Origin of the sequence: Mobilitalea sibirica (assembly GCF_015999265.1) — a bacterium.
Lineage (GTDB): Bacteria > Bacillota > Clostridia > Lachnospirales > Lachnospiraceae > Mobilitalea > Mobilitalea sibirica.
Window position 1 is genome coordinate 15849 of sequence record NZ_JAEAGR010000006.1, and the last position, 26325, is coordinate 42173.

Annotated in this window: 24 protein-coding genes; 19 read left to right on the top strand and 5 right to left on the bottom strand. The window is 36.6% G+C overall.

Annotated elements, in window-relative coordinates:
- Window positions 1-9 precede the first annotated feature (9 nt).
- The 4 genes from I5677_RS07350 to I5677_RS07365 all read left to right on the top strand — a co-directional run bounded on the left by I5677_RS07350 (window position 10) and on the right by I5677_RS07365 (window position 4871).
- Window positions 10-2073 (top strand): DHH family phosphoesterase, encoded by a 2064-nt coding sequence (locus I5677_RS07350; protein WP_197660929.1) that lies wholly within the window; start codon window positions 10-12, stop codon window positions 2071-2073.
- A gap of 32 nt (window positions 2074-2105) precedes the next feature.
- Complete coding sequence (gene rplI, locus I5677_RS07355) at window positions 2106-2552, top strand: 50S ribosomal protein L9 (protein WP_197660930.1); 447 nt, start codon at window positions 2106-2108, stop codon at window positions 2550-2552.
- Between the two features lie 104 nt (window positions 2553-2656).
- On the top strand, window positions 2657-3985 hold the full coding sequence (gene dnaB, locus I5677_RS07360) for a replicative DNA helicase (protein WP_197660931.1): 1329 nt from the start codon (window positions 2657-2659) through the stop codon (window positions 3983-3985).
- A 214-nt stretch (window positions 3986-4199) separates the two neighbouring features.
- Window positions 4200-4871, top strand: a complete 672-nt coding sequence (locus I5677_RS07365; RefSeq protein ID WP_197660932.1) for a helix-turn-helix domain-containing protein — start codon at window positions 4200-4202, stop codon at window positions 4869-4871.
- A 73-nt stretch (window positions 4872-4944) separates the two neighbouring features.
- Here the strand turns inward: I5677_RS07365 and I5677_RS07370 are convergent, their stop codons facing one another.
- On the bottom strand, window positions 4945-5112 hold the full coding sequence (locus I5677_RS07370; RefSeq protein WP_197660933.1) for a DUF362 domain-containing protein: 168 nt from the start codon (window positions 5110-5112) through the stop codon (window positions 4945-4947).
- A 349-nt stretch (window positions 5113-5461) separates the two neighbouring features.
- Here I5677_RS07370 and I5677_RS07375 point away from each other — a divergent pair, with 349 nt between their 5' ends.
- The gene (locus I5677_RS07375) at window positions 5462-5662 is read left to right on the top strand and encodes a DUF1858 domain-containing protein (protein ID WP_197660934.1); all 201 of its coding nucleotides are present in this window, start codon (window positions 5462-5464) and stop codon (window positions 5660-5662) included.
- Window positions 5663-5751: 89 nt separating this feature from the next.
- Here I5677_RS07375 and I5677_RS07380 read toward each other — a convergent pair whose 3' ends face one another.
- Complete coding sequence (locus I5677_RS07380) at window positions 5752-6516, bottom strand: adaptor protein MecA (protein WP_197660935.1); 765 nt, start codon at window positions 6514-6516, stop codon at window positions 5752-5754.
- 315 nt (window positions 6517-6831) lie between these two features.
- On the opposite strand from I5677_RS07380, the gene I5677_RS07385 reads away from it, so the two are divergent.
- The 8 genes from I5677_RS07385 (at window position 6832) to rpiB (ending at window position 14100) form a co-directional block, all read left to right on the top strand.
- On the top strand, window positions 6832-8187 hold the full coding sequence (locus tag I5677_RS07385) for a serine/threonine-protein kinase (RefSeq protein ID WP_197660936.1): 1356 nt from the start codon (window positions 6832-6834) through the stop codon (window positions 8185-8187).
- 15 nt (window positions 8188-8202) lie between these two features.
- Window positions 8203-8826 (top strand): hypothetical protein, encoded by a 624-nt coding sequence (locus I5677_RS07390; protein WP_197660937.1) that lies wholly within the window; start codon window positions 8203-8205, stop codon window positions 8824-8826.
- Window positions 8827-9451: 625 nt separating this feature from the next.
- Window positions 9452-11158, top strand: coding sequence for a glycosyl hydrolase family 18 protein (locus tag I5677_RS07395; RefSeq protein ID WP_197660938.1), 1707 nt, complete (start codon window positions 9452-9454; stop codon window positions 11156-11158).
- Between the two features lie 45 nt (window positions 11159-11203).
- Window positions 11204-11362 (top strand): hypothetical protein, encoded by a 159-nt coding sequence (locus I5677_RS17185; protein WP_243456521.1) that lies wholly within the window; start codon window positions 11204-11206, stop codon window positions 11360-11362.
- Window positions 11355-11990 carry an N-acetylmuramoyl-L-alanine amidase gene (locus I5677_RS07400; protein WP_243456522.1) on the top strand — a complete coding sequence of 212 codons (636 nt, stop codon included), beginning with the start codon at window positions 11355-11357 and terminating at the stop codon, window positions 11988-11990. The genes I5677_RS17185 and I5677_RS07400 overlap by 8 nt, the downstream gene beginning before the upstream one ends.
- 125 nt (window positions 11991-12115) lie before the next feature.
- A complete protein-coding gene (locus I5677_RS07405; RefSeq protein WP_197660939.1) occupies window positions 12116-13177 on the top strand; it encodes an L-threonylcarbamoyladenylate synthase in 1062 nt (353 codons plus the stop codon).
- Between the two features lie 27 nt (window positions 13178-13204).
- Window positions 13205-13657: a low molecular weight protein arginine phosphatase gene (locus I5677_RS07410; RefSeq protein WP_197660940.1), complete on the top strand. Its 453-nt coding sequence runs from the start codon at window positions 13205-13207 to the stop codon at window positions 13655-13657.
- Window positions 13658-13671: 14 nt separating this feature from the next.
- Window positions 13672-14100, top strand: coding sequence for a ribose 5-phosphate isomerase B (gene rpiB / locus I5677_RS07415; protein ID WP_197660941.1), 429 nt, complete (start codon window positions 13672-13674; stop codon window positions 14098-14100).
- Here the strand turns inward: rpiB and I5677_RS07420 are convergent.
- On the bottom strand, window positions 14082-14582 hold the full coding sequence (locus tag I5677_RS07420) for a DUF402 domain-containing protein (protein ID WP_197660942.1): 501 nt from the start codon (window positions 14580-14582) through the stop codon (window positions 14082-14084). The genes rpiB and I5677_RS07420 overlap by 19 nt on opposite strands.
- Window positions 14583-14812: 230 nt before the next feature.
- Here I5677_RS07420 and I5677_RS07425 point away from each other — a divergent pair, with 230 nt between their 5' ends.
- Window positions 14813-15625, top strand: coding sequence for a YwmB family TATA-box binding protein (locus I5677_RS07425; protein WP_197660943.1), 813 nt, complete (start codon window positions 14813-14815; stop codon window positions 15623-15625).
- 208 nt (window positions 15626-15833) lie between these two features.
- Here the strand turns inward: I5677_RS07425 and I5677_RS07430 are convergent, their stop codons facing one another.
- Window positions 15834-17369 (bottom strand): hypothetical protein, encoded by a 1536-nt coding sequence (locus tag I5677_RS07430; protein ID WP_197660944.1) that lies wholly within the window; start codon window positions 17367-17369, stop codon window positions 15834-15836.
- A gap of 644 nt (window positions 17370-18013) precedes the next feature.
- On the opposite strand from I5677_RS07430, the gene I5677_RS07435 reads away from it, so the two are divergent.
- The 4 genes from I5677_RS07435 to I5677_RS07450 all read left to right on the top strand — a co-directional run bounded on the left by I5677_RS07435 (window position 18014) and on the right by I5677_RS07450 (window position 23993).
- Window positions 18014-19222: a class I SAM-dependent methyltransferase gene (locus I5677_RS07435; protein ID WP_197660945.1), complete on the top strand. Its 1209-nt coding sequence runs from the start codon at window positions 18014-18016 to the stop codon at window positions 19220-19222.
- Window position 19223: 1 nt separating this feature from the next.
- The gene (locus I5677_RS07440; RefSeq protein WP_197660946.1) at window positions 19224-21773 is read left to right on the top strand and encodes a hypothetical protein; all 2550 of its coding nucleotides are present in this window, start codon (window positions 19224-19226) and stop codon (window positions 21771-21773) included.
- Between the two features lie 68 nt (window positions 21774-21841).
- Window positions 21842-22960 (top strand): aminopeptidase, encoded by a 1119-nt coding sequence (locus tag I5677_RS07445; protein ID WP_197660947.1) that lies wholly within the window; start codon window positions 21842-21844, stop codon window positions 22958-22960.
- Between the two features lie 16 nt (window positions 22961-22976).
- A complete protein-coding gene (locus I5677_RS07450; RefSeq protein WP_197660948.1) occupies window positions 22977-23993 on the top strand; it encodes a glycosyltransferase family 2 protein in 1017 nt (338 codons plus the stop codon).
- Between the two features lie 97 nt (window positions 23994-24090).
- On the opposite strand, the gene I5677_RS07455 is transcribed toward I5677_RS07450, so the two are convergent.
- Complete coding sequence (locus I5677_RS07455; protein WP_206762682.1) at window positions 24091-24780, bottom strand: phosphatase PAP2 family protein; 690 nt, start codon at window positions 24778-24780, stop codon at window positions 24091-24093.
- A 366-nt stretch (window positions 24781-25146) separates the two neighbouring features.
- Between I5677_RS07455 and I5677_RS07460 the strand changes: the two genes are divergently transcribed.
- Window positions 25147-26322: a phosphopentomutase gene (locus tag I5677_RS07460; protein WP_197660949.1), complete on the top strand. Its 1176-nt coding sequence runs from the start codon at window positions 25147-25149 to the stop codon at window positions 26320-26322.
- Window positions 26323-26325 lie beyond the last annotated feature (3 nt).

Here is a 26325-nt window from a genome sequence, read left to right on the forward strand (position 1 = left end):
GCTTTTTATATGAGTAAAAAACTCAAAATTAGTGGTACATTAAAAGGATATCTTTTCTGGCCGATCATATTGACCGGGCTATTACTTAGCATGAATCTAAGTATCTATGTGATTAACAGGAAAGCCGGGTTTGTAATGACCGGATATGTACTGGTTTATTTTCTCTTTGCAATCACAATCTATTATATAAAAAGACATAAAATTGCTACAGAGTTGGTACGTTATGCCATGGACTACGGTCAGGTACAGAAACGGCTTTTGAAGGAGTTGGCACTCCCATACGCAATTCTTGATGTGGATGGAAGAATGCAGTGGGGAAACAATGAATTTATGGATATTATTCATGAAAAGCATGGGTCTAGACATGTAATATCGAATATATTTCCTGAGATAACCACAGATCTATTCCCGAAAGCAGAAAAGGATGAGGAGATTCATATCACCTTTAATAAAAGGAACTATCGTGTTCTCCTAAGAAAGATTATAGCGCCCAGTTTTGACGATGAGGATATAAATTGGAGCTATTATGAATCTGAAAGCTCATGGGATGGTAGAAACAGCTTAATCGCGCTCTATTTATATGACGAGACGGAGATTATTACATTACTTCGGGTAAACAAGGAACAGAAGCTGATTACGGGGCTACTTTATATCGACAATTATGAAGAAGCCTTAGAAAGTATTGATGAAGTAAGACGTTCTCTGTTAACTGCTCTTGTTGACCGAAAAATTAACAAATATATGCAGGGGATTGATGCTGTAATTAAAAAACTGGAGAAGGATAAGTATATTTTTGTGTTCCAGCAAAAGTATCTTTCTACACTTCAGAATAATAAATTCTCCATTCTTGAAGAGGTTCGTGGGGTAAATATCGGTAATGAGATGGCAGTAACGATCAGTATTGGCCTTGGAGTGAATGCGGACAGTTATGTAATAAGCTATGAATACGCAAGAGCGGCAATTGACCTTGCTCTCGGTAGAGGCGGGGATCAGGCAGTTGTTAAGGACAGAGAGAAGATATCCTATTATGGAGGTAAGAGCATTCAAGTTGAGAAAAGTACCCGTGTTAAGGCAAGGGTGAAAGCTCATGCTTTCCGAGAGTTTGTTGAAGGAAAAGATAAGATTATTATAATGGGACATAAGATTGGTGATGTAGATTCCTTTGGTGCGGCTATTGGTATCTATCGAATAGCGAAAACCTTCAATAAAAAGGCACATATCGTAATCAATGAGGTTACAACCTCCTTAAGGCCTATGATGAACCGTTTTGTTGGAAATCCTGATTATGATGAGGATATGTTCCTTAAGAATGAACAGGCAAAGGAAATTGCAGATATCAATACGCTATTGGTTATCGTGGATGTAAACAGGCCAAGCTTATTGGAATGTGAAGAGTTATTGGAATATTGTAAGACAATTGTAATATTTGATCATCACCGACAAACCAATGAGGCGATTGACAGTGCCGTATTATCTTACGTAGAGCCGTATGCTTCTTCAACCTGTGAAATGGTTGCAGAAATTCTGCAATATATCGGAGGTAATTTAAAACTTAAGCCCTTAGAAGCAGATGCGTTATACTCAGGAATTATGATTGATACAAATAACTTCCTGACAAAGGCCGGTGTCAGAACCTTTGAGGCAGCAGCATATTTAAGAAGAAACGGTGCAGATATAACAAGGATTCGAAAATCCTTTCGAAGTGAAATGTCAGAATTTAAAACCAAAGCCGATGCGATCAGCAGTACAGAAGTTTATCTTGATCATTATGCGATTGCAGTTTGTGCCAGTACCGAGGTGGATAGTCCGACCGTGCTGGGTGCACAGATCGCCAATGAATTATTAAATATTTCAGATATGAAGGCTTCTTTTGTGCTTACGGATTTTAACAATAAAATTTATATCAGTGCCAGATCCATTGATGAGGTCAATGTTCAGGTTATTATGGAGAAATTGGGCGGAGGCGGACATTTAAGTGTCGCTGGAAGCCAATTGGAGAATTGTACGATACAGGAAGCGATTAAGATGTTGAAAAAGACTTTGTCATCAATGATAGAAGAAGGAGAACTGTAAAAAGTTATTCTGTAGTAAAGGAGAGAAATAAAATGGAAGTCATATTAATTCAAGATGTAAAATCATTAGGGAAAAAAGGTGAAATCGTTAAAGTCAATGACGGTTATGCAAGGAACTTTATTCTACCGAAAAAGTTGGGACTGGAAGCAACTAAACAAAACTTAAACGATTTAAAATTACAAAAAGCAGCAGAAGAGAAGAAGCAAAAAGAGCTTCTTGATGAAGCAAAAGAGCAGGCTAAGAAATTGGAAGAAATCACAGTTAAATTATCGATTAAGGCAGGAGAAGGTGGTAAAACCTTCGGCTCTGTATCTACGAAGGAAATCGCTTCGGCAGTGAAGGAGCAATATGGATTTGATTTGGATAAGAAAAAGCTTCAATTATCCGATCCGATAAAAAATGCCGGTTCTTATACTGTACCGGTAAAATTACATCCGCAAGTAACTGCTGAGATGAAGGTGAAAGTTGAAGCAGTATAAATAGGATGTGTTTTACTATTGTAATACCTGATTTATGGAGATAAAATAGTGACTTACAGTGGTTAACTGATAGACTTTTAGTTAACAGTCGGGGAGGATTTACAATGGATGAGGCTTTTGTGAAAAAAATACTACCACATAGCGCTGAAGCTGAGCAATCTGTCATTGGATCCATGATTATGGATCGTGACGCCATTGTTTCAGCCTCTGAAATTATAAACAGTAATGATTTTTATGAGCAGCAATACGCTATACTATTCGATACGATGCTTGAGTTGTTCAATGAGGGGAAACCGGTGGATTTGGTTACTCTTCAGGACCGCTTAAAGGAAAAGGATGTCCCGCAGCAGGTCTGCAGTCTGGAGTTTATTAGAGATTTGGTAACAGCGGTACCCACCTCTGCCAATGTCAGATACTATGCTCAAATTGTAAGAGATAAGGCAGTACTTCGAAGACTGATCAAAGTAACAGAAGAAACAGCCAATGACTGTTACCTTGATAAAGAAAAATTGGATGTAATTTTAGAAAAGACAGAAAAGCAGGTATTTAATATCGTTCAAAATAGGGGAACTAAGGAGTTTACTGATATCAAAGAGGTAGTGCTCCGCTCCATTGACAGTATTGAAGCTGCAGCGAAAAATCAAGGGAGTGTTACCGGTATTGCTACTGGCTTTTATGACCTCGATTATAAAACAGCAGGTTTCCAACCGTCAGACTTAATCTTAATTGCAGCAAGGCCTTCCATGGGTAAGACGGCATTTGTATTAAATATAGCAGAATATGTAGCCTTAAAATCCAATGTAACCACAGCAATATTCAGCTTGGAGATGTCACAGGATCAGCTGGTAAAACGTATTCTGGCAATGAATTCCCGAGTAGATTCTCAGAATATCAGAACCGGTAATTTGTCTGCAGATGAATGGGCCAGCTTAATGGAAAGTGCAAGACTAGTCGGTAATTCTAATTTGGTAATTGATGACACTTCAGCTATATCGGTAAGCGAGTTAAGATCCAAGTGCAGAAAGCTTAAATTGGAGAAAAATCTCGGACTGGTTATCATTGACTACCTACAATTAATGTCTGGAAGTAAAAAATCAGAATCCAGGCAGCAGGAGATATCAGAGATATCCAGATCTTTGAAATCCTTGGCAAGGGAAATCAATGTCCCTGTCATTGCCTTATCACAGCTTAGCCGTGCGGTAGAGCAAAGACCGGATAAAAGACCAATGTTATCCGATCTTAGAGAATCCGGAGCCATAGAGCAGGATGCCGATGTGGTTATGTTTATATACCGAGATGATTATTATAATCATGATACAGAAGAACCCGGTGTATCGGAAATCATAATCGGTAAGCAAAGAAACGGTCCGATTGGAACTGTTAAGCTGGCATGGCTTGCAAATTATACGAAATTTGCGAATTTAGAAAGATAGAAAATACAATAAATAAAAACTTTATGATACATAAATAAGAACAAATCGAAACGATTGAATGATATTTGTGTAGAAAAGGGGAAACTTCTTTGAGGTTTCCCCTTTTTGTGTCGACAACTTGTACAAGAATATGTGGAAATAATATTGCAATTGAAGTTTGCTATGTTATAATGTAAAAAGTGGAAAATAATTACAATTACGGGGAGGGCAATCGATGGACGAAGTTAGATATATGATTTCTGAAGCCTCAAAAAGGATAGAAGTTGAAGCCCACGTTCTTAGGTATTGGGAGGACGAGCTTGAGCTTCCGATCAGCAGAAATGAAATGGGGCACCGATATTACAAAGCTGCTGATATTGAACTGCTGAAGACGGTTAAGCATCTGAAAGAGCAGGGTTTTCAGCTGAAGGCGGTTAAGATGCTTCTACCGAATATACATAAGTTAGATTCGCTTGATTCTCAAACAGTAATCAGACTAAGAGACAAATTAAATGGGAAGGTGTTTGAAATGTTAAACGATGATAAGCAGCAGGAGAATATAGAGGGGACAAGCCTAATTACAAATGAGAAAAAACATGAAATCAAGGAAGAAACGAATGATAAGATGGGCCAATTTAAAGCAATTATGAATCAGATTATTATGTCAGCCTTAAAGGAAAATAATACTCTGCTTTCCGAAGAAATCAGTATGAATGTAACGGATGGAGTAATTAAAGAAATGAATTATCTTATGAGGTTACAGGAAGAGAAAGAAGAAGAGCGGTACAAGAAATTCGATGCAACCTTAAGAGATTATCAGAAAAGCCGAATGCAAGCCGCTGCATCCATGGATCGTAGAGGACGAAAAAAATCCAAGTTTTTTAAAAAAAATAAGGTATATATATAAAAAAAAGAAAAGTACTGTTGCAGTGATAGGTTTTCACCTTGTGTAACAGTGCTTTTCTTTATGTAGAATTAAATTATGCTGAGATGGCACCTGTAGGGCAGGTGTCCTCACATGCTCCGCAGTCAATGCAAGTGTCGGGATCAATAACATATTGAGTTGCTCCCTCGGAAATTGCTCCAGTCGGGCATTCTCCGGCACAAGCGCCGCAGCTGATACATTCTTCATTAATTGTATAAGCCATGACTCACTACCTCCTTTTTTAAACAATCGATTACATTTTAATATAATAAGAACAAGAATGCAAGAATTATTTACATGAATTAGTATACATAAAAATATGTTTAGAATAAAAGAATGAGTTAAATGATAACCTAGTTAAGAAGTAGTGTCTATTGTATATACTCACATTAACCATTTTATGTCATATCACCTTTTATGAGAGCTTAAATATGCGTATCTTTAAACCTTGACGATATGGTTAGAATGGAATATAATAGTGCCTAAGCTTTATGCATTAAGTATAAAAGCTATTACGCGGTATAACCGCTTCATTGCTATTATGATAAACAGAAATAAAGGAGGAATTGATTATGGCTAATATAACGAAGGACATGACAATTGCACAAGCAATTGCTGCAGATCAAAATATAATCCCGGTTTTATTGGATATCGGCATGCACTGCCTCGGTTGCCCTTCTGCACAAGGTGAGACCTTAGAAGAAGCAGCACTCGTTCATGGTTTGGATCCGCAGGATCTTATGGATAGAATTCATGAGCAAATTGGTGAATAAAGCAAAAGCATTCATCATAGAACATAAAAAAGTGATGAGGTAAACCCTCATCACTTTTTTATGTTAATAGATTATTAATTCATCTTATATTACATTACGGAAAGGATTTGCAATGCATGATTTTTTACGATGACTTCATAATGCTCTTCATAATAAGTTGAGCTTGCATAAGTAGACTTTTCCGCTTTCCCAAATTCTGAAATGATATTGCAGATTTTATTAAATTCTTCCGGCGTATGGTGTGATTTACTTATTACCAGATAATAAGTGGAATTTACAGGGTTTTTATATAGAGTATTTACTCCGTTATAATATCCAAGTAAAATATTGGACAATTCAGTAACTTCACGCAAAGTCCGGAAGGAATATATCTTTGTCAGATTTGATGAAATCTGAAATACAGATTTATTGTCTTCGTTCATGGATTCATTTACGTCCGATATATCCTTAGAGCTTTCCTCTGAATCATCCGAATCAGAAAGATCATCCATTTGCTCAAAGGTATTAATGATTTCATCTGCATAGGAATCATCATCCTCTGACTTATCGGAGTTATCCTTGGTATTGAAGGATGAGAATTTGGAGAAACGGGTATCCAATTCATCCGGGTCCTCCACTTTAGTTATTACTAATATAAGACACTCTGTAGAAACAGGAATTGCTTCTATCATTAATGGTATATCATCTACTTCAAAACCGAACTCATAAAAAGCTTGTTGGATCATATCACGGAAAAGAGCTTTCGCTTTCTCGGTACCGTATGCCAATTCGCTTATTCTTAACTCGCGGTCAATTAAATCACTCTTATTCAAGGTACACCTTATCTGGCTGTCACTAATTTTCTCAATCTTCATAGAGTACACCCCTTTCTATACTAAGCAGGAACTGATCTTTAAGTTACAACTTAAATGAATCTTCCATCGGTGTAAAAAAAGTATAATTTAAAAAGCACACAAAGTCAATATCCCCAGATATGAAATTTCAAGATATAAATGCCCAATATCTACAAGAAAAAGCACGTTTTGACACTATCGATTCCTACAAAAAAAAATAAAAAAATTAGTAATTTGGCTGATGAAAAAACATTTGAAAAACTTCCATTATATGGATATAATATAAGTGGATGACTTGTTCTCACATTTTTTGTATTACTGATAGGAAAGGAGAGAATGCAACAGGAAATATGGTTTCAAAAGTATCGCATCGTTAAACTTCTTGGGACAGGAGGCACAGCAAAGGTATATCTTGCAGAACACATTCTATTAAATTCTTATCGTGCAATTAAATTCATATCTAAAAATCATCCCTTATACAATTTACAACAAAAAGAAGCAAAAATACTAAAAAATCTTAGCCATTCATCTATTCCTATAATTTATGATATTGAAGAAAACGAAAAAGGTTCCTATATTGTCGAAGAATATCTTGAAGGAGATACCTTAAAGGATTATGTTCGAATTAAGGGATTACTACTTGAGGATAACATAATACGGTTCTCACTTCAACTCTGTGATTTAATTAAGTATCTTCATTCCTTAGAAAGGCCAATTTTATATTTAGACTTGAAACCTGAGAACATTATTGTTGCAGGTAATACATTAAAGTTAATTGATTTTGGCAGTGCCATATACCTTGATGAATTATGCAATCAAAAAGGGTTATGTGGTACCAAGGGTTTCGCAGCACCTGAACTTTATCATCGGGGTAAGATAGATGAGCGCTGCGATGTATATGGAATTGGGAAACTAATTTATTTTATGGTAGCAGGTAATTCCTTTAAAAGAGAGCTAACCTACATGGATTATAGTGATCTTCGAAAAAGTTGTTCAAAACCTATGGTTAGAATTATTAACAAGTGTCTCAAATATAATCCTACCCAAAGATATGCATCTGTAACACATCTTAGTAAACAATTATCAGTAATTAATAAAAAGAAGAAATTTCAAAATGAAACGAGTCAATCCATAAGATTCGCTGTTGCAGGAGCACAAACCAGAATTGGAACAACACATTTATCCATACGATTATGTAGATATTTTATTCATCAGAATATCAAGAGCTTATATCAAGAGAATAATACCAGTAGATGTGTTGAAACCATAAAAAAAAGGTATCAAGGGTTAAGGGGAGATAACGGCATTTATATAATAAACGGAATACCAATGCTTCCTAACGAACGAAGTACCAATGAGATACCATTAAATTATCCGGTTATTATCAAGGATTTTGGCTGCTTAACCCAAAGTAATATAAGAGAATTTCTGGAGGCAGAAGTTAAAATCTTGATTCTTGGAGCTAAGGATTGGGAGCTTCATCACTCGGAACAGGTTTTACAGATGGTTGCAGAATATAAAGATATTGTATACTTGTTCAATTACGTGGATGGCAAACAACTCCACCAGCTAATGAGTAGTATGGATCGGAGAATATGTTATCGGATTCCTTATGAGCCGGACCCTTTTAAACAACCGGACATTAACTGTCAGGAATTGTTTCAAGAGATACTGGGGCTTACTGTTTTCTAAGAAAGGGTAAATTGCATGAGAAAAAAACCTATGTTGCTTCATAAGGTATTACATGGTAGAAACAATATTGTCAGAGAAGTCATCGGCCTCGTTGGTACTCATCACGGAGCTGGAGTTACACATACCGGCCTTATGTTGGCATTTTATTTGGGAGAGGAATTGGGTAAAAAGACTGCTTTTCTGGAGTGCAATAACCATCAGGATCTAAGTTTGTTACAGCATTCTTATGAATGGAGCGAAGAAGAGGCAGACCATTACTCGTATCAAAATGTAACCTTATTTAAGAGTGTAATCTCAAAGCAAATTCCAGATATATTCAGTGATGAATATGAATGCTGTGTTCTGGATTTTGGAACAGGTTATTCTGCCAATCGGGAAGAGTTTTTAAGATGTGACAGAAAGGTAGTGGTCGGGGACCGGGCTGATTGGAATAAACAGAAGCTAATACGTTTTATCGAAACTGTTAAGGCAGTTCCCGGATATGATACGTGGAATTACTTAATTCCCTTCGCCTCACACACTGAAGTGAAAGAGCTAAGAAAAAGGTTATTTATGAAGAACTTAATGTCGGTTCCTTTTCATAGGAATCCCATAGAGCTTTCGAAAGATATTAACGTATGGATGCGTAAGTCGTTTTAAGTGCGCCGTATCGGTAAGTTGTAATTAGATATAAAATACATTGGGTATGGTCTGGATCTCATGGGAGGATAAGTATAACATATCACAAAATCTCTTCTTATCCGATTAGATAATAATTATAAGAATAAAGATAGCATCAAAGCCGTTCTCAATCAGCTTTTATATCTAGTGTAATGAAGAGTTGTAGTATAAGAAATAAATTATCGGGATATTGTAAGGTAAGGATAAGGACTTAAAATTACCCTCTATACATTATGATTAATTGAATCATAATAACAGTTCTTAATATCTGCTTTTCAATATTTCCGGTTTTAAATTAAGGCTTATGATAAAGATAGGCCAGGATGATTTTACTGGGGTTGCTGCAAATGAATGCAGCAACCCCTTCCATATGTAAGGGTCTTGTTTCATAATTATATCGGTGCTATAATGTAAGGAACATTAACGAATGAAATATCAGTCATTATGACAGATAAACTAACAATATATTTTTCATAAAGTAAGTTTCTTGGATTGGTTTTACTAAGTTAAAAGCACGAAGTGTTCTTGTTAACTAACAGGTGATATTTTGTTAGTAGTACACTGGGTATATGAGCTGTCGAAGGAGACAGTATGGAGGAGCATAATGGATAAAAGGGTTAAGATAACAATTATCGGTTCGGTGATTATGGTTGTTGCCATAGCAATTAGCTTAGGAGTAGTTATTAAGAATAAACTGACTCCCAGTAATGAGGTCATGTTATTAACGGAATATTATCCGATAGAAAATTCAGAGGTTATGTTGATTGTCCAGGATGAGATATATCAAAAAAATGGGAAGATGATTGAGGATACGATATATATTGATTACGAAACTGTAGTAGAGCTGTTTAACCATAGGTTTTATTGGGATGAGCAAGAAGAGGTTCTTACCTATACTACACCAACGGATATTATAAGGGCAGAGCCTGACAGGGTTGAGTATACTATCGAATCCATTGACAAGACAAATGAAAATGCAGATTATCCCATAGTTCGAATGATAGACACTGAGCTATATTTGGCACTGGATTTTGTAAAGCAGTATTCGGATATTGATGTTCGGATATATGAGGAGCCTAATCGTGTCATTATTACTTACCGTTGGGGTGAATTCTTATATACAGAAGTAACAAAAGATACGAAACTTCGGTTGGAACCCAGCATAAAAAGCCCTATTTTAACGGAATTAATTACCGGGATGGAATTGCTTTATGTGAATCTTGAAGAACCGCCTAAGAATGGGTTTTTTAAAGTTATGACACAGGATGGAATTATAGGCTATGTAAGAGATAGATTTGTAAAGGAATCTTATTATAAAACGCTAACCAGTCCGAATAACATGCCGGAATATACAACTCAAAAAAGACAAGAAAAGATAAATCTTGTTTTTCATCAGGTGTTTGGTCAAAATGAAGCAGATAATTTAGAAACATTAATTAATGCCACAAAAGGAGTGAATGTTGTTTCCCCGACCTGGTTTAGTATTACCGATAACCAGGGGACAATTTCATCCTTGGCAAGTCAGGATTATATGGAGAAGGCATCTGAGCTGGGGTTAGAAGTATGGGCATTGGTTGACGATTTTAATCCGGAGGTTGATATGAAGGAACTCCTTTCTCATACAACAAGGCGTGATAAATTATCGGGTGCATTAATGGAAGCAGTAAAACAGTTTAAGCTTGACGGAATTAATATTGACTTCGAGGTAATACCAACAGATGCAGGCAAGGATTATGTTCAATTTTTACGTGAGCTTTCCGTTAAATGCAGGAATAACAATATTGTATTATCGGTAGATAATTTTGTTCCACCTTTTAAGAAGCATTATGACAGAGAAGAGCAGGGAAAGATTGTTGATTATGTAATAATTATGGCCTATGATGAGTATTATTCCGGATCGGCTGATGCCGGACCCAATTCTTCGATTGGTTTTGTTGAAGATGCAGTACGAAATACATTAAAGGAAGTGCCTCAGGACAAGTTGATTATAGCGATACCGTTCTATACAAGGCTATGGAAGGAAATGCCGGATGGAGATGTGTCCAGAGAAAAAGACTATGCTATGACTCCGGCAGCCCAGGTCCTTGAAGATAATGGGGTTGAAGCTTTGTGGGATGAAACTTACGGCAGTTATTATGCTGAGTATGAAAAGGATGGGGCACTCTATCGGATGTGGCAGGAAGAAGAAAGATCCATTGAAGAGAAAATGAAAGTAATTCATGAGGCGGATTTAGCCGGAATAGCTGCTTGGAAGCTGGGTCTCGAGAAAGAAAGTGTTTGGGATATTATAATAAAGTATTTAGAAAACTAATATTGTTTGAAATAGAGCATAACAGTCTGTTTTGTAGATTTAGAATTGAAACACAAGAATAGGACGCTTTTCTATCTCATAAGATGTAATGAACTTAAGATTTGGAAGTATGTCTATGAAGAAATATTTTACCGTCTTATTCTTGTTTTTGGTGTTATTGGTACGGATTCTATCGACGGACCAAACCGTCCGGGTAATGAATAATATTTTTCATACGTTGGTTGGAGATGAGGATAAAGCTAAGATTGTTATAGTGATTGACCCCGGCCATGGTGGAAGGGATCCCGGAAAAGTCGGGGTAAATAAAGCTCTGGAGAAGGATATTAATTTAAACATAGCCTTTAAGTTAAAAGCGCTATTGGAATTAAATGACATTAAAGTAATCATGACCAGGGAAGAGGATATAGGCCTATATTCGGAGACAGATTCGAATAAAAAAATGGCGGATTTACGTAAAAGAATCGAAATCATACATTCCTCCAAGGCAGATATTGCGATTAGTATTCATCAGAATAGTTTTACACAGGAGTATGTAAAAGGAGCGCAGGTTTTTTATCACTCTCAATCGGACGCAGGCAGACGATTATCTATCATAATTCAGGAGCAGATTAAGGAGGCCTTGAAGGATGATAACCATAGAAAAGCAAAATCGAATTCAAATTACTATATGTTAAAAAAGACGGAATGCCCTTTAGTCATAGTAGAATGCGGTTATATGTCGAATCAGAAAGAAGCTGCCTTACTGATAGATGAAGCTTATCAGGAAAAACTGGCATGGGGAATCCATATGGGTATTATGAAATATATCAATGAGGCGGGAATTGGAAAGTAAAGACATCGGTGATATAAAAGGTCGAGTTTCGTTAACTGATGAAAACTCTATAAGGTATGGATTTTAAATAAATTTCGTGGTATAATGTGGCTTGGCTAAGATCTGACGACAAGGAGAAATTGTTCATGAATACGATAATGATAAAATTAGATAAAGACGAAATTCGTAAGGAAGATCTTGAAACGGCCGCTACGGTATTAAAAAACGGAGGGCTGGTAGCCTTCCCCACGGAAACAGTATATGGTCTAGGGGCCAATGCCCTTGATGCGCAAGCATCCAGTAAGATATATAAAGCGAAGGGAAGGCCCTCCGACAATCCTTTGATAGTTCATATAGCAAAAATAGAGGATATGGAAAGTCTTGCAAAAGATATTCCGGATACGGCCTATCGTTTGGCGCAAGTATTCTGGCCGGGGCCATTAACCATTATTATGAAGAAAAAAGATTGCGTACCCTATGGTACCACGGGGGGACTGGAGACTGTCGGGATACGTCTTCCGGCCAATAAGATAGCCCGGGATTTGATTTTACATTCCGGAGTGTTTATTGCCGCACCGAGTGCCAATGTATCCGGCAAGCCTAGTCCTACCAAAGCAGAACATGTACAAAAGGATCTCTCGGGAAGGGTGGATCTAATTTTGGATGGTGGGGATGCGACCTTAGGGCTGGAATCAACCATCGTTGACTTATCCGGTGATCTTCCTATGATTTTACGTCCGGGATGTATTACGAAAACGATGTTGGAGAATGTTATTGGTCCGATCGAATATGATCCTGTTATTTTTTCCGAGGAACCTTCTGGAGTTATAAAACCCAAAGCTCCCGGTATGAAATATCGACACTACGCACCGGAAGGGACACTTGTTATATATTCCGGAAGTATGGATAAGGTAACAGAAGAAATCAACAGACAGGCAAAAGAAAAAATAGAAGAAGGTATTAGCGTTGGAATAATAGCAACTAAGGAAACGAAGGATTATTATAAGTACGGAATTATAAAAGCTATTGGAACAAGAAAAGATGAAGCATCTATAGCTGCCGGACTTTATCGTATTCTAAGAGAGTTTGATGAGCTTCACACTGAGTATATCTATTCGGAAAGTTTTTCTGATAATGAATTAGGACAGGCCATTATGAACAGGCTGTTGAAGGCAGCAGGATATCGTATTATTAAATTAGAGGAATAAACAGGCTACCTTAAAAGGGAGGAAATCATGGGTAAATATCAAAAACTTATATTTGTATGTACCGGAAATACCTGTAGAAGTCCTATGGCAGAAGCCATCTACAAAAACATGGAAAAAATCAGTGATATTCGAGTGTTATCCAGAGGATTGGTAGTTCTTTTTAGTGAACCGATTAATCCAAAAGCAGAAATTGTACTTCATAAACATGATTTAGAGTTACCCAACCATGTTTCGAAAGGGCTTAAAGCTTCTGATATGAATGAAAATACTATTATACTAACTATGACAGCTGACCAAAAGAGGAAGATTGCAGAAAAATATCCGGAAACAACAGACCTTTACACCATCAAAGAGTTTGCCGGGGAGAGTGGTGATGTGGTTGACCCTTACGGAGGCACCTTGATTGATTATGAAGAATGCTATTCGGAGTTAGCTCGTCTTGTAAAAAAAACAGTATATAAATTAAATGAAGAAAATTGATTGGAGGAAACCACATGATAGCGATTGGAAATGATCATACAGGATACGCTTTAAAGAAAGCAATTATCGAATATTTAGAAGAAAGAAACATAGCGTATAAGGATTTTGGTTGTGGTGATATTACATCCAGTGATTATCCCGAATATGCTCATGAAGTAGGGAAAGCAATTCAAAATAAAGAATGTGAGCTGGGAATATTAATCTGTGGAACTGGGATTGGTATCTCCATTGCAGCCAATAAGATGAAAGGAATCAGGGCTGCTTTATGCCACGACTGTTTTAGTGCAGAAGCAACCAGGTTACATAATGATGCCAATGTACTGGCATTGGGAGCAAGAGTCGTAGGAATAGGCCATGCCATAAAAATTGTAGATACGTTTTTAAATACTGATTTTTCGCAAAATGAAAGACATATCAGACGAATTCAGATGTTAGAGGAGTAATCCATAAGTTCAGCGTTATTAACAGGTTCTTGTAAAATGCCAAAACGTCCTTGATAAATTATTTTTAATAAGGTATCGAGTGTGCGTAAGGCATTTTTTGATTCCTTTTCTGTGATTAGGTGTAGGTCCATGGCATCTGCTAATTCATCCAGATCCAATATTCTTACAGTACCATCTTCATAGACTAAAACATCAATCAATAAATCTTCTATGATTAGTGAATTGGTATCCATTTCTTTTTTATATTGAATGATATCACAATACCAATACACTAATTTATTATCATTGTCGTATATTTTACTGATTTTAAAACCTTGGTCAAGATAAAATGCAGAATATCCTCTAGAGATATCCTCACGGGGATGAAGTTTATTCCATTTCGTTATAATCAAATCTTCTTCCTGCACCAATATAATATCTTTTTTTAGATGTATCAGTTCGTCAGGAATAAATCGTCTACGATATAATTGTAATTCCTTCATGGAAGAAAGTCCCCCTTTCATTTAATGCTTTCGTGAAGCTATGTAAGTTAGTCCGTTTGTTTAAATTTGAGGTTATTAAGACATTTAATAAACTATATGTTTTTTTTATTGGTATGTATATTATATCATGAAATAATGAGAACGTATAGTAGATTGTACAATACGGAATAAAGCATCATAGTTTGGGTAATACTAACAGGTAACAGATACCCCGAAACGGAGGTGCAATTATGGATAACAAAAAATTAAAATATATATATGATTTAGTGAAACAAACATTATCACTAAAACGTACAAAATTCACTCTTTATATAGCGGTTGTGCTATGGTTAGCTTTTGCCACACAAATTATAGTTAACCGTGTATTCCATGAGAGCTTTCAGATTACCCAGGCTTTTGTAAAAACAAATGCGATTGGACAACAAAGCAGTATAGAGATAATCGCAGAGTGTAAAAATGACTTCTTAAGTGAAGAAGATAAGAAATTAATAATTCATAAAATAGCAGATTCGATTGGACTAACCATAGATAAGGATATTTCTGTATCCAGAGAAGGAGCCCGAAGTGAATATTCCTTCGAGAAACAGGCTAAAAGTGCGAATACTATGATTAAGATAGTAAGTCTGGAGCAGAAACAAGAGGATGCGATAAAAATTAATCATTATATTGTTGTAAGACTAAGTATATTACGAGGTATGCAAAGTATAGACCAATATAAGACTGTTCTTAACAAAACTTTGGATTCTGTAGGCATTGATCAAAAACAAGTTACATTACAATATGAGGGAAGCCTTAACGGACGTCTTACGCTAAATGAAAAAGATCGGATAGCGAACCTTTTGGTAGAGGAACTTAAGGGAGATATAGCAATCAAATATGATGAGGAAGATTTATATACAGTATATGGGTATACCGGCTTAATTAACGAATTTGTTACATCGACTGGGAGTAAGGTTAATATCCACATTGCAATAACCTATGATGAAAAGGAAGATAAAACCAAAGTTTTACTTGCTACTCCTATCATAAATCAAAGTTGGTAATTGGAATGGCAGAGAAAAGTATGAATGAGAGAAAGAAGAAAGAGAAGCGCATATTATTAGAGATTTTTTACAACTTTATGAATAGAGATAAGTGAAATAGCCGGGTAAGTCTGATCTATATTTCATTTTTTAATATAGGGTGTGGCAAGATTCGCAGTAAACATTTTGAATCAATGCTACACCCTTATATAACTTAACAATTGGCAATTTACCAATACCAACGTCTCCTGTGATAACGTCTTCTTCTACGGTTAAATATTTCACCTAATAATATCAGTGAAACAATATCGCGAAGAAAATTCGGACGCCGTCTTGGATAATAATAGATACTGTTAACCTCTAATTGAGGTTCTTCCTCCAAGTGTTTAATTCTATCGTAAATACGGTCAACTATCTTATCCAAAGTAATCTTATCGGGATATTCATCAAACATAAAACTTCCGTCATATTCATACTTATCGCATTCTTCATCTACTTCTCTTTGTATCTGCTTTGCAGTGTTAGGATAAAGCTGTCTCATATACTCCAAATCTTTGTCTAGATCTTCACTGTTATCATATCCATAAAGAGGGTACATAGGAATTCCCATGGGAGCCTGATATGGCGTAGTACCTGGCATATAAACCCCGGGATAATATGGGCATAGCATGTAAGGCATCTGACCAGGCATCATACCTTTACCCATCGGAGTAGGCATTTGGCCCGGCATAGTACCTTTGCCCATAGGTGTAGGCATAGGAGTACCCGGCATGGTTCCGCGATTTAAAGGTGTTGCCATAGGGGGTTCAGGAACCGGAGCCTGATTTGGGGGATACATTCTTTGGTTTGGTAACATCATACCGTTCGTGGGGACTTGAGTATTCGGTGCAACTCTGTTATTCATTGGCATCTGATTAGGTGCGCCGGTCGTATTAGGAGTCCTAGGGGTGGTCATAGGAGCGCCCGGGGTAGTAGGAGTTCTAGGGGTAGTCATAGGTGCGCCGGTCGTATTAGGAGTCCTAGGGGTGGTCATAGGAGCGCCCGGAGTAGTAGGAGTCCTAGGGGTGGTCATAGGAGCGCCTGGGGTAGTAGGAGTTCTAGGGGTGGTCATAGGAGCGCCTGGGGTAGTAGGAGTTCTAGGGGTGGTCATAGGAGCGCCTGGGGTAGTAGGAGTTCTAGGGGTGGTCATAGGAGCGCCCGGGGTAGTAGGAGTTCTAGGGGTGGTCATAGGAGCGCCCGGAGTAGTGGGAGTTCTAGGGGTGGTCATAGGAGTGCCCGGGGTAGTGGGAGTCCTAGGGGTGGTCATAGGAGCGCCCGGAGTAGTGGGAGTTCTAGGGGTGGTCATAGGAGTGCCCGGGGTAGTGGGAGTCCTAGGAGTAGTCATTGGAGTTCTTTGATTTCTTTGTGTATTACCGTTATCTGTATTGGGAGTTTGATTATTCATGTTTTGAGATCCCTCCATATTATTTGGTGTAGTACCATATATATAAGGTGCTTCGGGTCCAAGCCCGTTGTTATTATTTGGTCTGCTACTCATATTGTTTTGACGGTAATCATTATTACTTCTTGGCATTTGGACAGCATTACATTGGGAGTGAGGATCTTTTGTGTTGGGTCTGTCCGAATTACTTTTTGGTAAGGTGGTGCCATGGATGCGATCATCCTGACTGGATAGAGCATTATTGGGGGAATTCTCTATACAACTTTTTAGTTCTTTGTTTTCTGTATTCGGTTCATTCTGTTGTGTGTTATCAGATTTAGACATTTTGGTACTCCTATATATTTTTATAACCAATATATGCAGGATCACACTGATTGTGAAATATAGTATAAAACAGATAAGATAAAGCTTAGAAATTACAATATAATTATTAATAAAAGATAAAAACTACAGAATAATAAAAAACAAGCCTATAAAAAATTCATAATATGTGGTAAAATGTACGCGATAAGCGAAGCTCACTGAAAATAATACCGTGAGGGAAACCAATAGGTTTCAAACACGGTAGTGTTTTCAGTGAGCGAGTAACGCGAGCGAAGATACGAAAGTATCGAGCTACGCTTATCGCGTTAAAGATAGAACGCGAGCGAAGATACGAAAGTATCGAGCTACGCTTATCGCGGTAAAGATAGAATGCGAGCGAAGATACGCAGTATCGAGCTACGCTTATCGCGTTAAAGATAGAACGCGAGCGAAGATACGAAAGTATCGAGCTACGCTTATCGCGGTAAAGATAGAACGCGAGCGAAGATACGAAAGTATCGAGCTACGCTTATCGCGGTAAAGATAGAACGCGAGCGAAGATACGAAAGTATCGAGCTACGCTTATCGCGTTAAAGATAGAACGCGAGCGAAGATACGAAAGTAACGCTTATCGCTTCCAATTAACTTTAAAGACGGGATGAATTATGGATCAGCAGATAATTAAGGTATTTGAAGAAAATCTAAATAAAGATTTGATTGGTGTTGTAATCAGTAATTCAACAGATAAGGAGAATATATCAAAAGTCAAAATAAGACCAATTCTTCTAAAAGGTGATTTGCTATTTCAAGCATCGGAATTTAAAGGTCAAAAGATCTTTCATAGTAACTATACGAAAGAAGAGTTATTAAATCATCTTATACAATGGTTAAACGGTTTGTTTCGTCAGGTTGAAATTAAGAGTCATAGCAGTCAGACGGTTGTCCTTATAAGTAAAAAAGGAAAAGTAACAGTAAACCGTAAAATGAAACAAACGAATACAGAAAGTTCAGAGCAGAATAGGAAGGATACCATCATTCCGGAAAATCTGTTCCACAACAAGAAAAAGAACTATATTTTGGAAGAAGGAAAACCATTACCTTTTTTAATTGATTTAGGAGTAATGACACAGGAAGGTGCAGTTATAAAGTCCAAGTTTGATAAATTCCGTCAGATTAACCGATTTCTTGAATTTATTGAAGATGTACTTTCCTATCTGGATAGAGATAAAGAAGTAACAATCTTGGACTTCGGATGCGGAAAATCCTATCTGACCTTTGCTCTGTATTATTACCTGAAAGAGTTAAAGGGTTATCAGATTAATGTTATAGGTCTGGATCTGAAAGCAGATGTAATTGAAAAATGTAATAAACTAAGTAATAAATACGGCTATGACAAACTCCAATTTTTACAAGGGGATATTGCGTCTTATAACAAAAATAGCAAGGTGGATATGGTTGTATCCCTGCACGCTTGTGATACTGCTACGGATTATGCAATCTACAAAGCAGTGGGTTGGGAGGCGAAGGTAATCTTATCTGTGCCCTGCTGTCAGCATGAGTTGAATAACCAGATTCAGTGTGAAACATTAAATCCAGTTCTTAAATATGGAATTATAAAAGAAAGAATGGCAGCTTTAATAACAGATGCACTCAGAGCTGAAGTTTTAGAGGCGCAAGGATACCGTGTACAACTCTTGGAGTTTATTGATATGGAGCATACACCTAAAAATATTCTAATTAGAGCTGTTAAAAGAACAAAGGGAAACGAAGTCTATGAGGACACCGAAAGTCTAGACAAGTGTATGAACTTTCTTGGGGTTTCTCCTCGCCTTAATGATCTTTTAAAAATAAAAATAACAGAAGAAGGGAAGTAAAGTGTTAAAGCATATATATAGAATCATTATTTTAATAGGTATATTTATTGCTTCCATTCTCTATTTTAGTAGGGATATTAAGGAGGTTGTCTTTGATATTGACATTACTACGGTAATGGAGGAGACAACCCTGCCCTTGGTTACAATAAAAGTTAGTGACAATAAAATTAACCTGTTGCGTGCTTATAGTACGAATCTAAATGCAAATACAATCAGGGAAGCAGTTACTCCTCTTGATTCAGAGCAGACCTTTGAGATATTAATAAATGAAGAGGAATATGAAATAAAAAAGCTAAATTATGAACTGAGAGAGTTCGTTGGAAATGATTTAATTGAAACAGATTCCATAAGTGTTTTCAACGAAGTCGATAATGTGAAAGCGGCTAAAATTAAACTTGATACAAGGCTGGAACCTGGAAAAGAATATGCATGTAAGATTACGCTTATTACAGATGAAAGTAAGAAGATGTATTTTTACCATAGAGTAAAAAAATATGAGAATGCCTATGTAACAGAGAAACTGTCCTTTGTTATGGATTTTCATAATGCTATTAAGGATAAGGATACCGCACAGAAAATCATTAAAAATCTTGAGACAAAAAAGAATGCGGATAACTCTACGTTGGCTTATGTCAACATTCATTCCAGTTTTGAGTTAGTAACATGGGGCAATATAAAACCTGTTTTTCTAACAGAAATTATTCCGACGGTGAAAGAAATCAATCCGGAAACAGGGTCAGTAGAACTGGATTATATTATCGAGGCTGAAATTGCCGGTGTAAAGGAACTTTTTCGCATAAAAGAGTTTTACAGAGTCCGTTATACAAAAGATAGAATGTACTTATTGAATTATGAACGTAAAATGGAATCTATCTTTGATGTAAACCTGGCAAGTGTATCAAAAAGTCAGTTTAAATTAGGAATATCTTCTGATTATGAGGTACCTTATCTGGCCAGTGCAGATAAAAAAAAGCTGGCATTTGTTCGAAACAGAGAGTTATGGTTTTATAACTTAGAGGTCAATGAACTTGTTAAAGTATTTTCTTTCAGACAGGAAGATACGGACTATATAAGAGATATCTATGATCAACATGATATTCGTATCTTAAATATGGATGCGGAAGGTAATATTAATTTTCTGGTATATGGTTATATGAACAGAGGGCAATATGAAGGAAGGGTTGGTCTACTTCTCTATCAGTATATCCGTGATGAGAACAGAATTGAGGAAATGGTTTATATTCCGATTGATGAGTCTTATCAGAAACTGAAAGAAAATATCGGCGATCTTACTTATATGAATGCCTTGGATGTATTTTATTTGCACTTATATAATAACATATATTCCTATAATACAATTACAAAGCAACTGTCTTTACTGGCAGAGAATATAAGTAATGAAAATGTTGAATTTTTAAAGAACTTAAATCATGTCGTATGGCAAGATAATTCCGATCCACGTTTATCAAAGCGCATCAAAATAATGGACTTAGAAACCGGTGAAATTGAAACCATTGATACACAGTCCGGATATAATATTATATTGATGGATAAGATTAATTCGAATCTGATCTATGGCTTAACTGCTGAGGAAGATATAACAACCTTAATTGATGGTAAGGTAATAGCACCTCTCAATATCCTTGAGATAACAACCTTAGATAAAAAAGTTCTGAAAAAATACAGTAAGGCGGGTTATTATATAACGGATGTAGAAGTAAAAGACAATATCATTGAATTAAGCCGTGTCCGAAAAGAAAATGATAATGGAAGATTGGTTTTCCCGACAGTACCAAAGGACTATATCATGAATCAAATAAAAAATGAGCCAACGATTATAGAAGTAACAACAAGAGTAACAGAACAGGCCCTAACAGAAATTTACCTTACCATGCCGAAAGGTTTTGTTATGAATACAATACCTAAGGTATCAAACACGATTCATACGGTAATTTCTGACGATCCAACTGTGAGATTACCGAAATATGAGAACACAGAAACAGTATATTATCCCTATGTTTTTGGTGGTATTAAGGGCTTATATAAAGAGTCATCTGAAGCAATCCAAATTGCCGGAAAATCTATAGGGGTAGTATTAAACGATAGAAATCAACTGGTATGGGAGCGCGGTGTTAAAGCATCGAAGAGCCTTTTATCAAAGTTTGACACCATGAACTGGTCGGCATCATCAAACCAAAGTATGGAGAACTGCTTAAGACTGATGCTTCTATATCAAGGAATTAGTGTAAGTTTGGAACAGGTTAATGTGAATAACCAATCAGCAATTGATGTACTCAATATGTACTCAAAGCATACCCCGGTCCGTTTAACCGGTATTACACTGGAGGATGCGTTATATTTTGTATCGGAGGGCCGTCCGATAATTGCAATGACGAATAGCCGGGATGCTGTTCTCATCTATGGTTACGATGCGTTTAATATTATGATAATTGACCCGAAGTTAAATAAATCAATGAAAATGGGTATACAAGACAGTACAAAATTATTTGAAGAGGCAGGTAATGTATTTATATCTTACCTGAGAGAATAAAGAAGGATAATTTATTTTTCAATTGATAAAATTATAATAAAAATAATACATTTTAAGGAGACAAAAGTATGGATGAAAGAGTTAAAGTATTAGCGAATAATTTGGTTAATTATTCAATGCAGGTAAAAAAGGGAGATAAGGTATATGTGCATTATATTGGTAAATCGACGCAGGATTTAGCTCGCCAACTGGTTAAGGAGGTTTATAAAGCCGGAGGGGTTCCGTTTGTACATTATACAGAACCATCACTTCTTCGGGAAGTGCTTCTGGATTGTACGGAGGAACAGATGTCTTTATCTGCGAAAATAGATGCGGCAGAGATGGCTCAAATGGACTGTTATGTCGCTGTCCGTGGTTCCGATAATGTTTCTGAGAATGCGGATGTTCCGGCTAATAAAATGAAGATTTATGAGACTTATTATCAGACCCCGGTTCATCATGATATTCGTGTAAAGAAGACCCGTTGGGTTGTTTTGCGTTATCCGAATGCATCCATGGCACAGCTGGCTAATATGAGCGTAGAATGTTTTGAAGATTTTTACTTTAGAGTATGTAATTTGGATTATGCTAAGATGGGCAAAGCAATGCAAAATCTAATTAAGTTTATGGATCGAACGGATATGGTACGAATTGTAGGACCCGGAACGGATCTAAGCTTTTCCATAAAAAATATCCCATCCGTTGCCTGCGATGGAAAACGCAATATACCGGATGGTGAGGTGTACACTGCACCGGTTAGAGAATCTGTCAATGGAACCTTAACTTATAATACACCGGCAGTATTCCAAGGCTTTACTTATGAAAATATCTCTTTCCGCTTCGAAAACGGCAAAATCGTTGAAGCAACAGCCAATGATACAGAGCGTATTAATCATGTACTTGATACAGATGAAGGAGCCCGTTATATCGGTGAATTTGCAATTGGTGTAAATCCCTATATACTCAAACCCATGAAGGACACTTTGTTTGATGAAAAGATAATGGGATCCTTCCATTTTACACCCGGTAATTGTTATGAGGAAGAGGCACCCAATGGTAATGTTTCTGCAATTCATTGGGACTTGGTATGTATACAGACACCGGAGTACGGTGGCGGAGAAATCTACTTTGATGATGTCTTAATCCGAAAGGATGGCCGTTTTGTAGTGAAAGAATTAGAGTGCTTAAATCCTGAGAACTTAATATAAAGGGGGAACTAAAAACATGAAGTTATTGACAGCGGCAATACCCTGCTATAACTCGGCAGCGTATATGGGTCATGCAATTGACACCTTATTAACAGGCGGGGAAGAGATAGAAATCATTATAGTGAATGACGGTTCATCGGATGATACCTTAAAAATAGCAGAAGAATATCGTCAAAGACATCCAAGTATCATCAAGGTAATCAGCCAGGAGAACGGAGGTCATGGTGAAGCTGTGAATACCGGTCTGGCTAATGCACAGGGTTTATATTTTAAAGTTGTTGACAGCGATGACTGGGTGAATGAAAAAGCTTTGTTGCAGGTGATGGAAAGACTTAAGAATCTCATAGCAGATGGCAACAGCCCGGATTTATTCTTGGCGAATTATGTATATGAAAAGGTAGATGCTAAAAAGAAAAAAGTTATTAATTATAATTGGGCATTACCTAAGGAGCAGATCTTTACTTGGGATGAAATCATGCATTTTAAGCAAAGTCAGAATATTCTGATGCATTCAACGATTTACCGTACAAAACTGTTAAAGGATTGTGGAATTGTTCTTCCAAAACACACTTTCTATGTGGATAACATATTTGTATATCAGCCGCTGCCATTTGTAAAAACGTTATACTATATGGACGTTAATCTGTACCGTTATTTTATCGGAAGAGCGGATCAGTCTGTAAACGAACAGATTATGATAAAGCGGATTGATCAACAACTAAAAATAACCAAGATTATGATAGAATCCCATAATCTGATGCAGATAAAGAGTAAAAAGCTTCAAAATTATATGATAAAATACCTCTCGATGATGATGGCGATCTGCTCTGTATTTCTCATAAAAGAAGGTAGCGATGAGAGCATAGCTAAGAAACAGGATTTGTGGGATTATCTTAAAAACTACGATAAATGGTTATACAAGAAAATCCGCTCCCAAATTCTTGGGCGTTCCATGAACCTTCCCGGTAAATTCGGGCGCAGAGTTGTTGAGGTGGGCTATAATATTACAAGAAGAATTTACGGATTTAACTAGAGTGGTAAAATAAAAAGAACATATAATTCGTTTTTCAAAGCGGAATTATATGTTCTTTTTATTTAATGTTTTATATTGTCCAATTTCATAATATTGGTTACTGAGATACTTTTGAAAGCTCCGGATTTTCTTTGCGGAAGACTTTCGCCCAATCCGGTACGTATACGACTACATACATAATGATACTGAGTGCGACAGCTCCGAAAATATCTAATACAGAATGTTGTTTTAAGTATACGGTTGATAAGCTGATTAAAACCGTTAAAACGATTACAAAGACTTGTAGCCACTTTTTACTATGAAGTTTTTCGCTTTTATAGATAGCAATCATAGCACCAATGGAGTTATACACGTGAATACTGGGAAATACATTGGTTGCCGTATCTACACTATATATTTTAGCAAGCATATCAATAAAGATATTGCTGCGACCCAAAGAGTCTAAATCGACTCTCAGATAATGTCCATTGGGCCAAACGGTATAGATAATCAGACATATGGTCATACCAATAAATAAGTATGCACAGGTCTTAAAAAAATCCGTCTTTGATGTCAGAAAGAAGTATGCAATTGTTATAAAGATATACAAAAACCAAACGGTATAAGGGATGATAAATATCTCACGAAACGGAATATAGTCATCTAGTCTGGAGTAAACTGGGGTAAACTCTGTTGTTACGGTTCGTTCCAGATACGTAAACCATAGCATGTATATAATTCCATAGAATAATACAACCCCATGCTTATATTTTGATATAAATTGCTTTATGGCATTTTGTTGCCTCATTTTTACACTACCTTTCTAATGGTGATAAGTCATACATGAAAAGCTTAGTAAATTATATCACATTATTCATATGAGAACAATATACAGTAAATTACTTTTTATAACCTCTTTTAAATTACCTTTATAACCTTTTAACGTTTTTTACTGCTTGGATACATTAGCTGAAACAATCTAATTGTACTACGAATAAACCATAGACATATTATGAAAAAATAACTATAATACAAGTATAGAAGCATTATGGTAATAATTAGAAGAATATCTGATGTTTCTCGATAGAGAATTAGTATTATTTAATTTTCATTTTTTTTATTTGATAGAATATATAAATTCAAGGAGAGGAAAGCTCACGTAAGGAGGTATAATATGAAGAGAGTATTTTTAGTTGTTCTTGACAGTGTAGGTATTGGTGAACTGCCGGATGCAAATTTATATGGTGATGAAGGCAGCCATACTTTATATGCCGCATCAAAGAGTCCATATTTTAATATGCCCAATATGAAACGGCTTGGACTTTTTCATATAGACGGTGTGAAAGAGAAATTTGAAAATGAAGTAAACGATAGTTCATTTGAAGGAACCGTTATGAGATTAGCAGAAAGTTCTAAGGGAAAAGATACGACAACAGGCCATTGGGAGATAGCAGGTATTATCTCTGAAAAACCTTTTCCGACTTATCCTGAAGGATTTCCTGACAGTGTTATCAGAGAATTTGAAGAAAGAACGGGGAGGAAAGCAATCTGCAATCTACCTTATTCGGGTACGGAAGTAATCAAAGATTATGGAAAAGAGCATATGGAGACAGGTGCTTTGATCGTTTATACTTCTGCAGACAGTGTGTTCCAGATTGCGGCCCATGAGGAGGTTGTTCCGCTTAAAGAGCTTTACCGTTATTGTGAAATAGCCAGAGATATACTACAAGGGGAGCATGGGGTTGGAAGAGTAATTGCCAGGCCCTTTATGGGGGAATATCCTGACTTTAAACGGACCTCTAATCGTCATGATTATTCACTGGCACCTTCTAGGACTATGATGGATCAGTTAAAGGAGACCGGTCTTGAGGTGCTAGCTGTGGGTAAGATTTATGATATATTTGCCGGTAAAGGAGTTACCGATACGGTTAGAACAGAGAATAATGAAGCTGGAATTGAAAGGCTGATCGAACGGACCAAGAAAGATTTTAACGGACTATGTTTCGTTAATCTTGTAGATTTTGATATGGTATATGGGCACCGTAATGACGTGGATGGTTATGCAAGGGCCTTGACCTATTTTGATGAACAGTTACCAAGAATATTGGAGGGAATACAAGAGGAGGATATTCTTATGATTACCGCCGATCATGGTTGTGACCCCTCCACACCGTCTACGGATCATTCCAGGGAATATATTCCGTTAGTTATCTATGGTGATAAGATTAAGAAAGGTATAAATGCCGGAACCAGAACGACTTTTTCAGATATTGCAGCAACCATTTTGGAATACTTTGATATAAAACCGCAGACTGCAGGTAGCTCGTTTTTAAATGATATTTTAAATTAATTC

Excerpts from the sequence above, each read along its gene's own strand:
- I5677_RS07350 (WP_197660929.1), top strand. The coding sequence starts at position 10 with ATGAGTAAAAAACTCAAAATTAGTGGTACATTAAAAGGATATCTTTTC.
- rplI (WP_197660930.1), top strand. The coding sequence starts at position 2,106 with ATGGAAGTCATATTAATTCAAGATGTAAAATCATTAGGGAAAAAAGGT.
- dnaB (WP_197660931.1), top strand. The coding sequence starts at position 2,657 with ATGGATGAGGCTTTTGTGAAAAAAATACTACCACATAGCGCTGAAGCT.
- I5677_RS07365 (WP_197660932.1), top strand. The coding sequence starts at position 4,200 with ATGGACGAAGTTAGATATATGATTTCTGAAGCCTCAAAAAGGATAGAA.
- I5677_RS07370 (WP_197660933.1), bottom strand. The coding sequence starts at position 5,112 with ATGGCTTATACAATTAATGAAGAATGTATCAGCTGCGGCGCTTGTGCC.
- I5677_RS07375 (WP_197660934.1), top strand. The coding sequence starts at position 5,462 with ATGGCTAATATAACGAAGGACATGACAATTGCACAAGCAATTGCTGCA.
- I5677_RS07380 (WP_197660935.1), bottom strand. The coding sequence starts at position 6,516 with ATGAAGATTGAGAAAATTAGTGACAGCCAGATAAGGTGTACCTTGAAT.
- I5677_RS07385 (WP_197660936.1), top strand. The coding sequence starts at position 6,832 with ATGCAACAGGAAATATGGTTTCAAAAGTATCGCATCGTTAAACTTCTT.
- I5677_RS07390 (WP_197660937.1), top strand. The coding sequence starts at position 8,203 with ATGAGAAAAAAACCTATGTTGCTTCATAAGGTATTACATGGTAGAAAC.
- I5677_RS07395 (WP_197660938.1), top strand. The coding sequence starts at position 9,452 with ATGGATAAAAGGGTTAAGATAACAATTATCGGTTCGGTGATTATGGTT.
- I5677_RS07400 (WP_243456522.1), top strand. The coding sequence starts at position 11,355 with ATGAATAATATTTTTCATACGTTGGTTGGAGATGAGGATAAAGCTAAG.
- I5677_RS07405 (WP_197660939.1), top strand. The coding sequence starts at position 12,116 with ATGAATACGATAATGATAAAATTAGATAAAGACGAAATTCGTAAGGAA.
- I5677_RS07410 (WP_197660940.1), top strand. The coding sequence starts at position 13,205 with ATGGGTAAATATCAAAAACTTATATTTGTATGTACCGGAAATACCTGT.
- rpiB (WP_197660941.1), top strand. The coding sequence starts at position 13,672 with ATGATAGCGATTGGAAATGATCATACAGGATACGCTTTAAAGAAAGCA.
- I5677_RS07420 (WP_197660942.1), bottom strand. The coding sequence starts at position 14,582 with ATGAAGGAATTACAATTATATCGTAGACGATTTATTCCTGACGAACTG.
- I5677_RS07425 (WP_197660943.1), top strand. The coding sequence starts at position 14,813 with ATGGATAACAAAAAATTAAAATATATATATGATTTAGTGAAACAAACA.
- I5677_RS07430 (WP_197660944.1), bottom strand. The coding sequence starts at position 17,369 with ATGTCTAAATCTGATAACACACAACAGAATGAACCGAATACAGAAAAC.
- I5677_RS07435 (WP_197660945.1), top strand. The coding sequence starts at position 18,014 with ATGGATCAGCAGATAATTAAGGTATTTGAAGAAAATCTAAATAAAGAT.
- I5677_RS07445 (WP_197660947.1), top strand. The coding sequence starts at position 21,842 with ATGGATGAAAGAGTTAAAGTATTAGCGAATAATTTGGTTAATTATTCA.
- I5677_RS07450 (WP_197660948.1), top strand. The coding sequence starts at position 22,977 with ATGAAGTTATTGACAGCGGCAATACCCTGCTATAACTCGGCAGCGTAT.
- I5677_RS07455 (WP_206762682.1), bottom strand. The coding sequence starts at position 24,780 with ATGAGGCAACAAAATGCCATAAAGCAATTTATATCAAAATATAAGCAT.
- I5677_RS07460 (WP_197660949.1), top strand. The coding sequence starts at position 25,147 with ATGAAGAGAGTATTTTTAGTTGTTCTTGACAGTGTAGGTATTGGTGAA.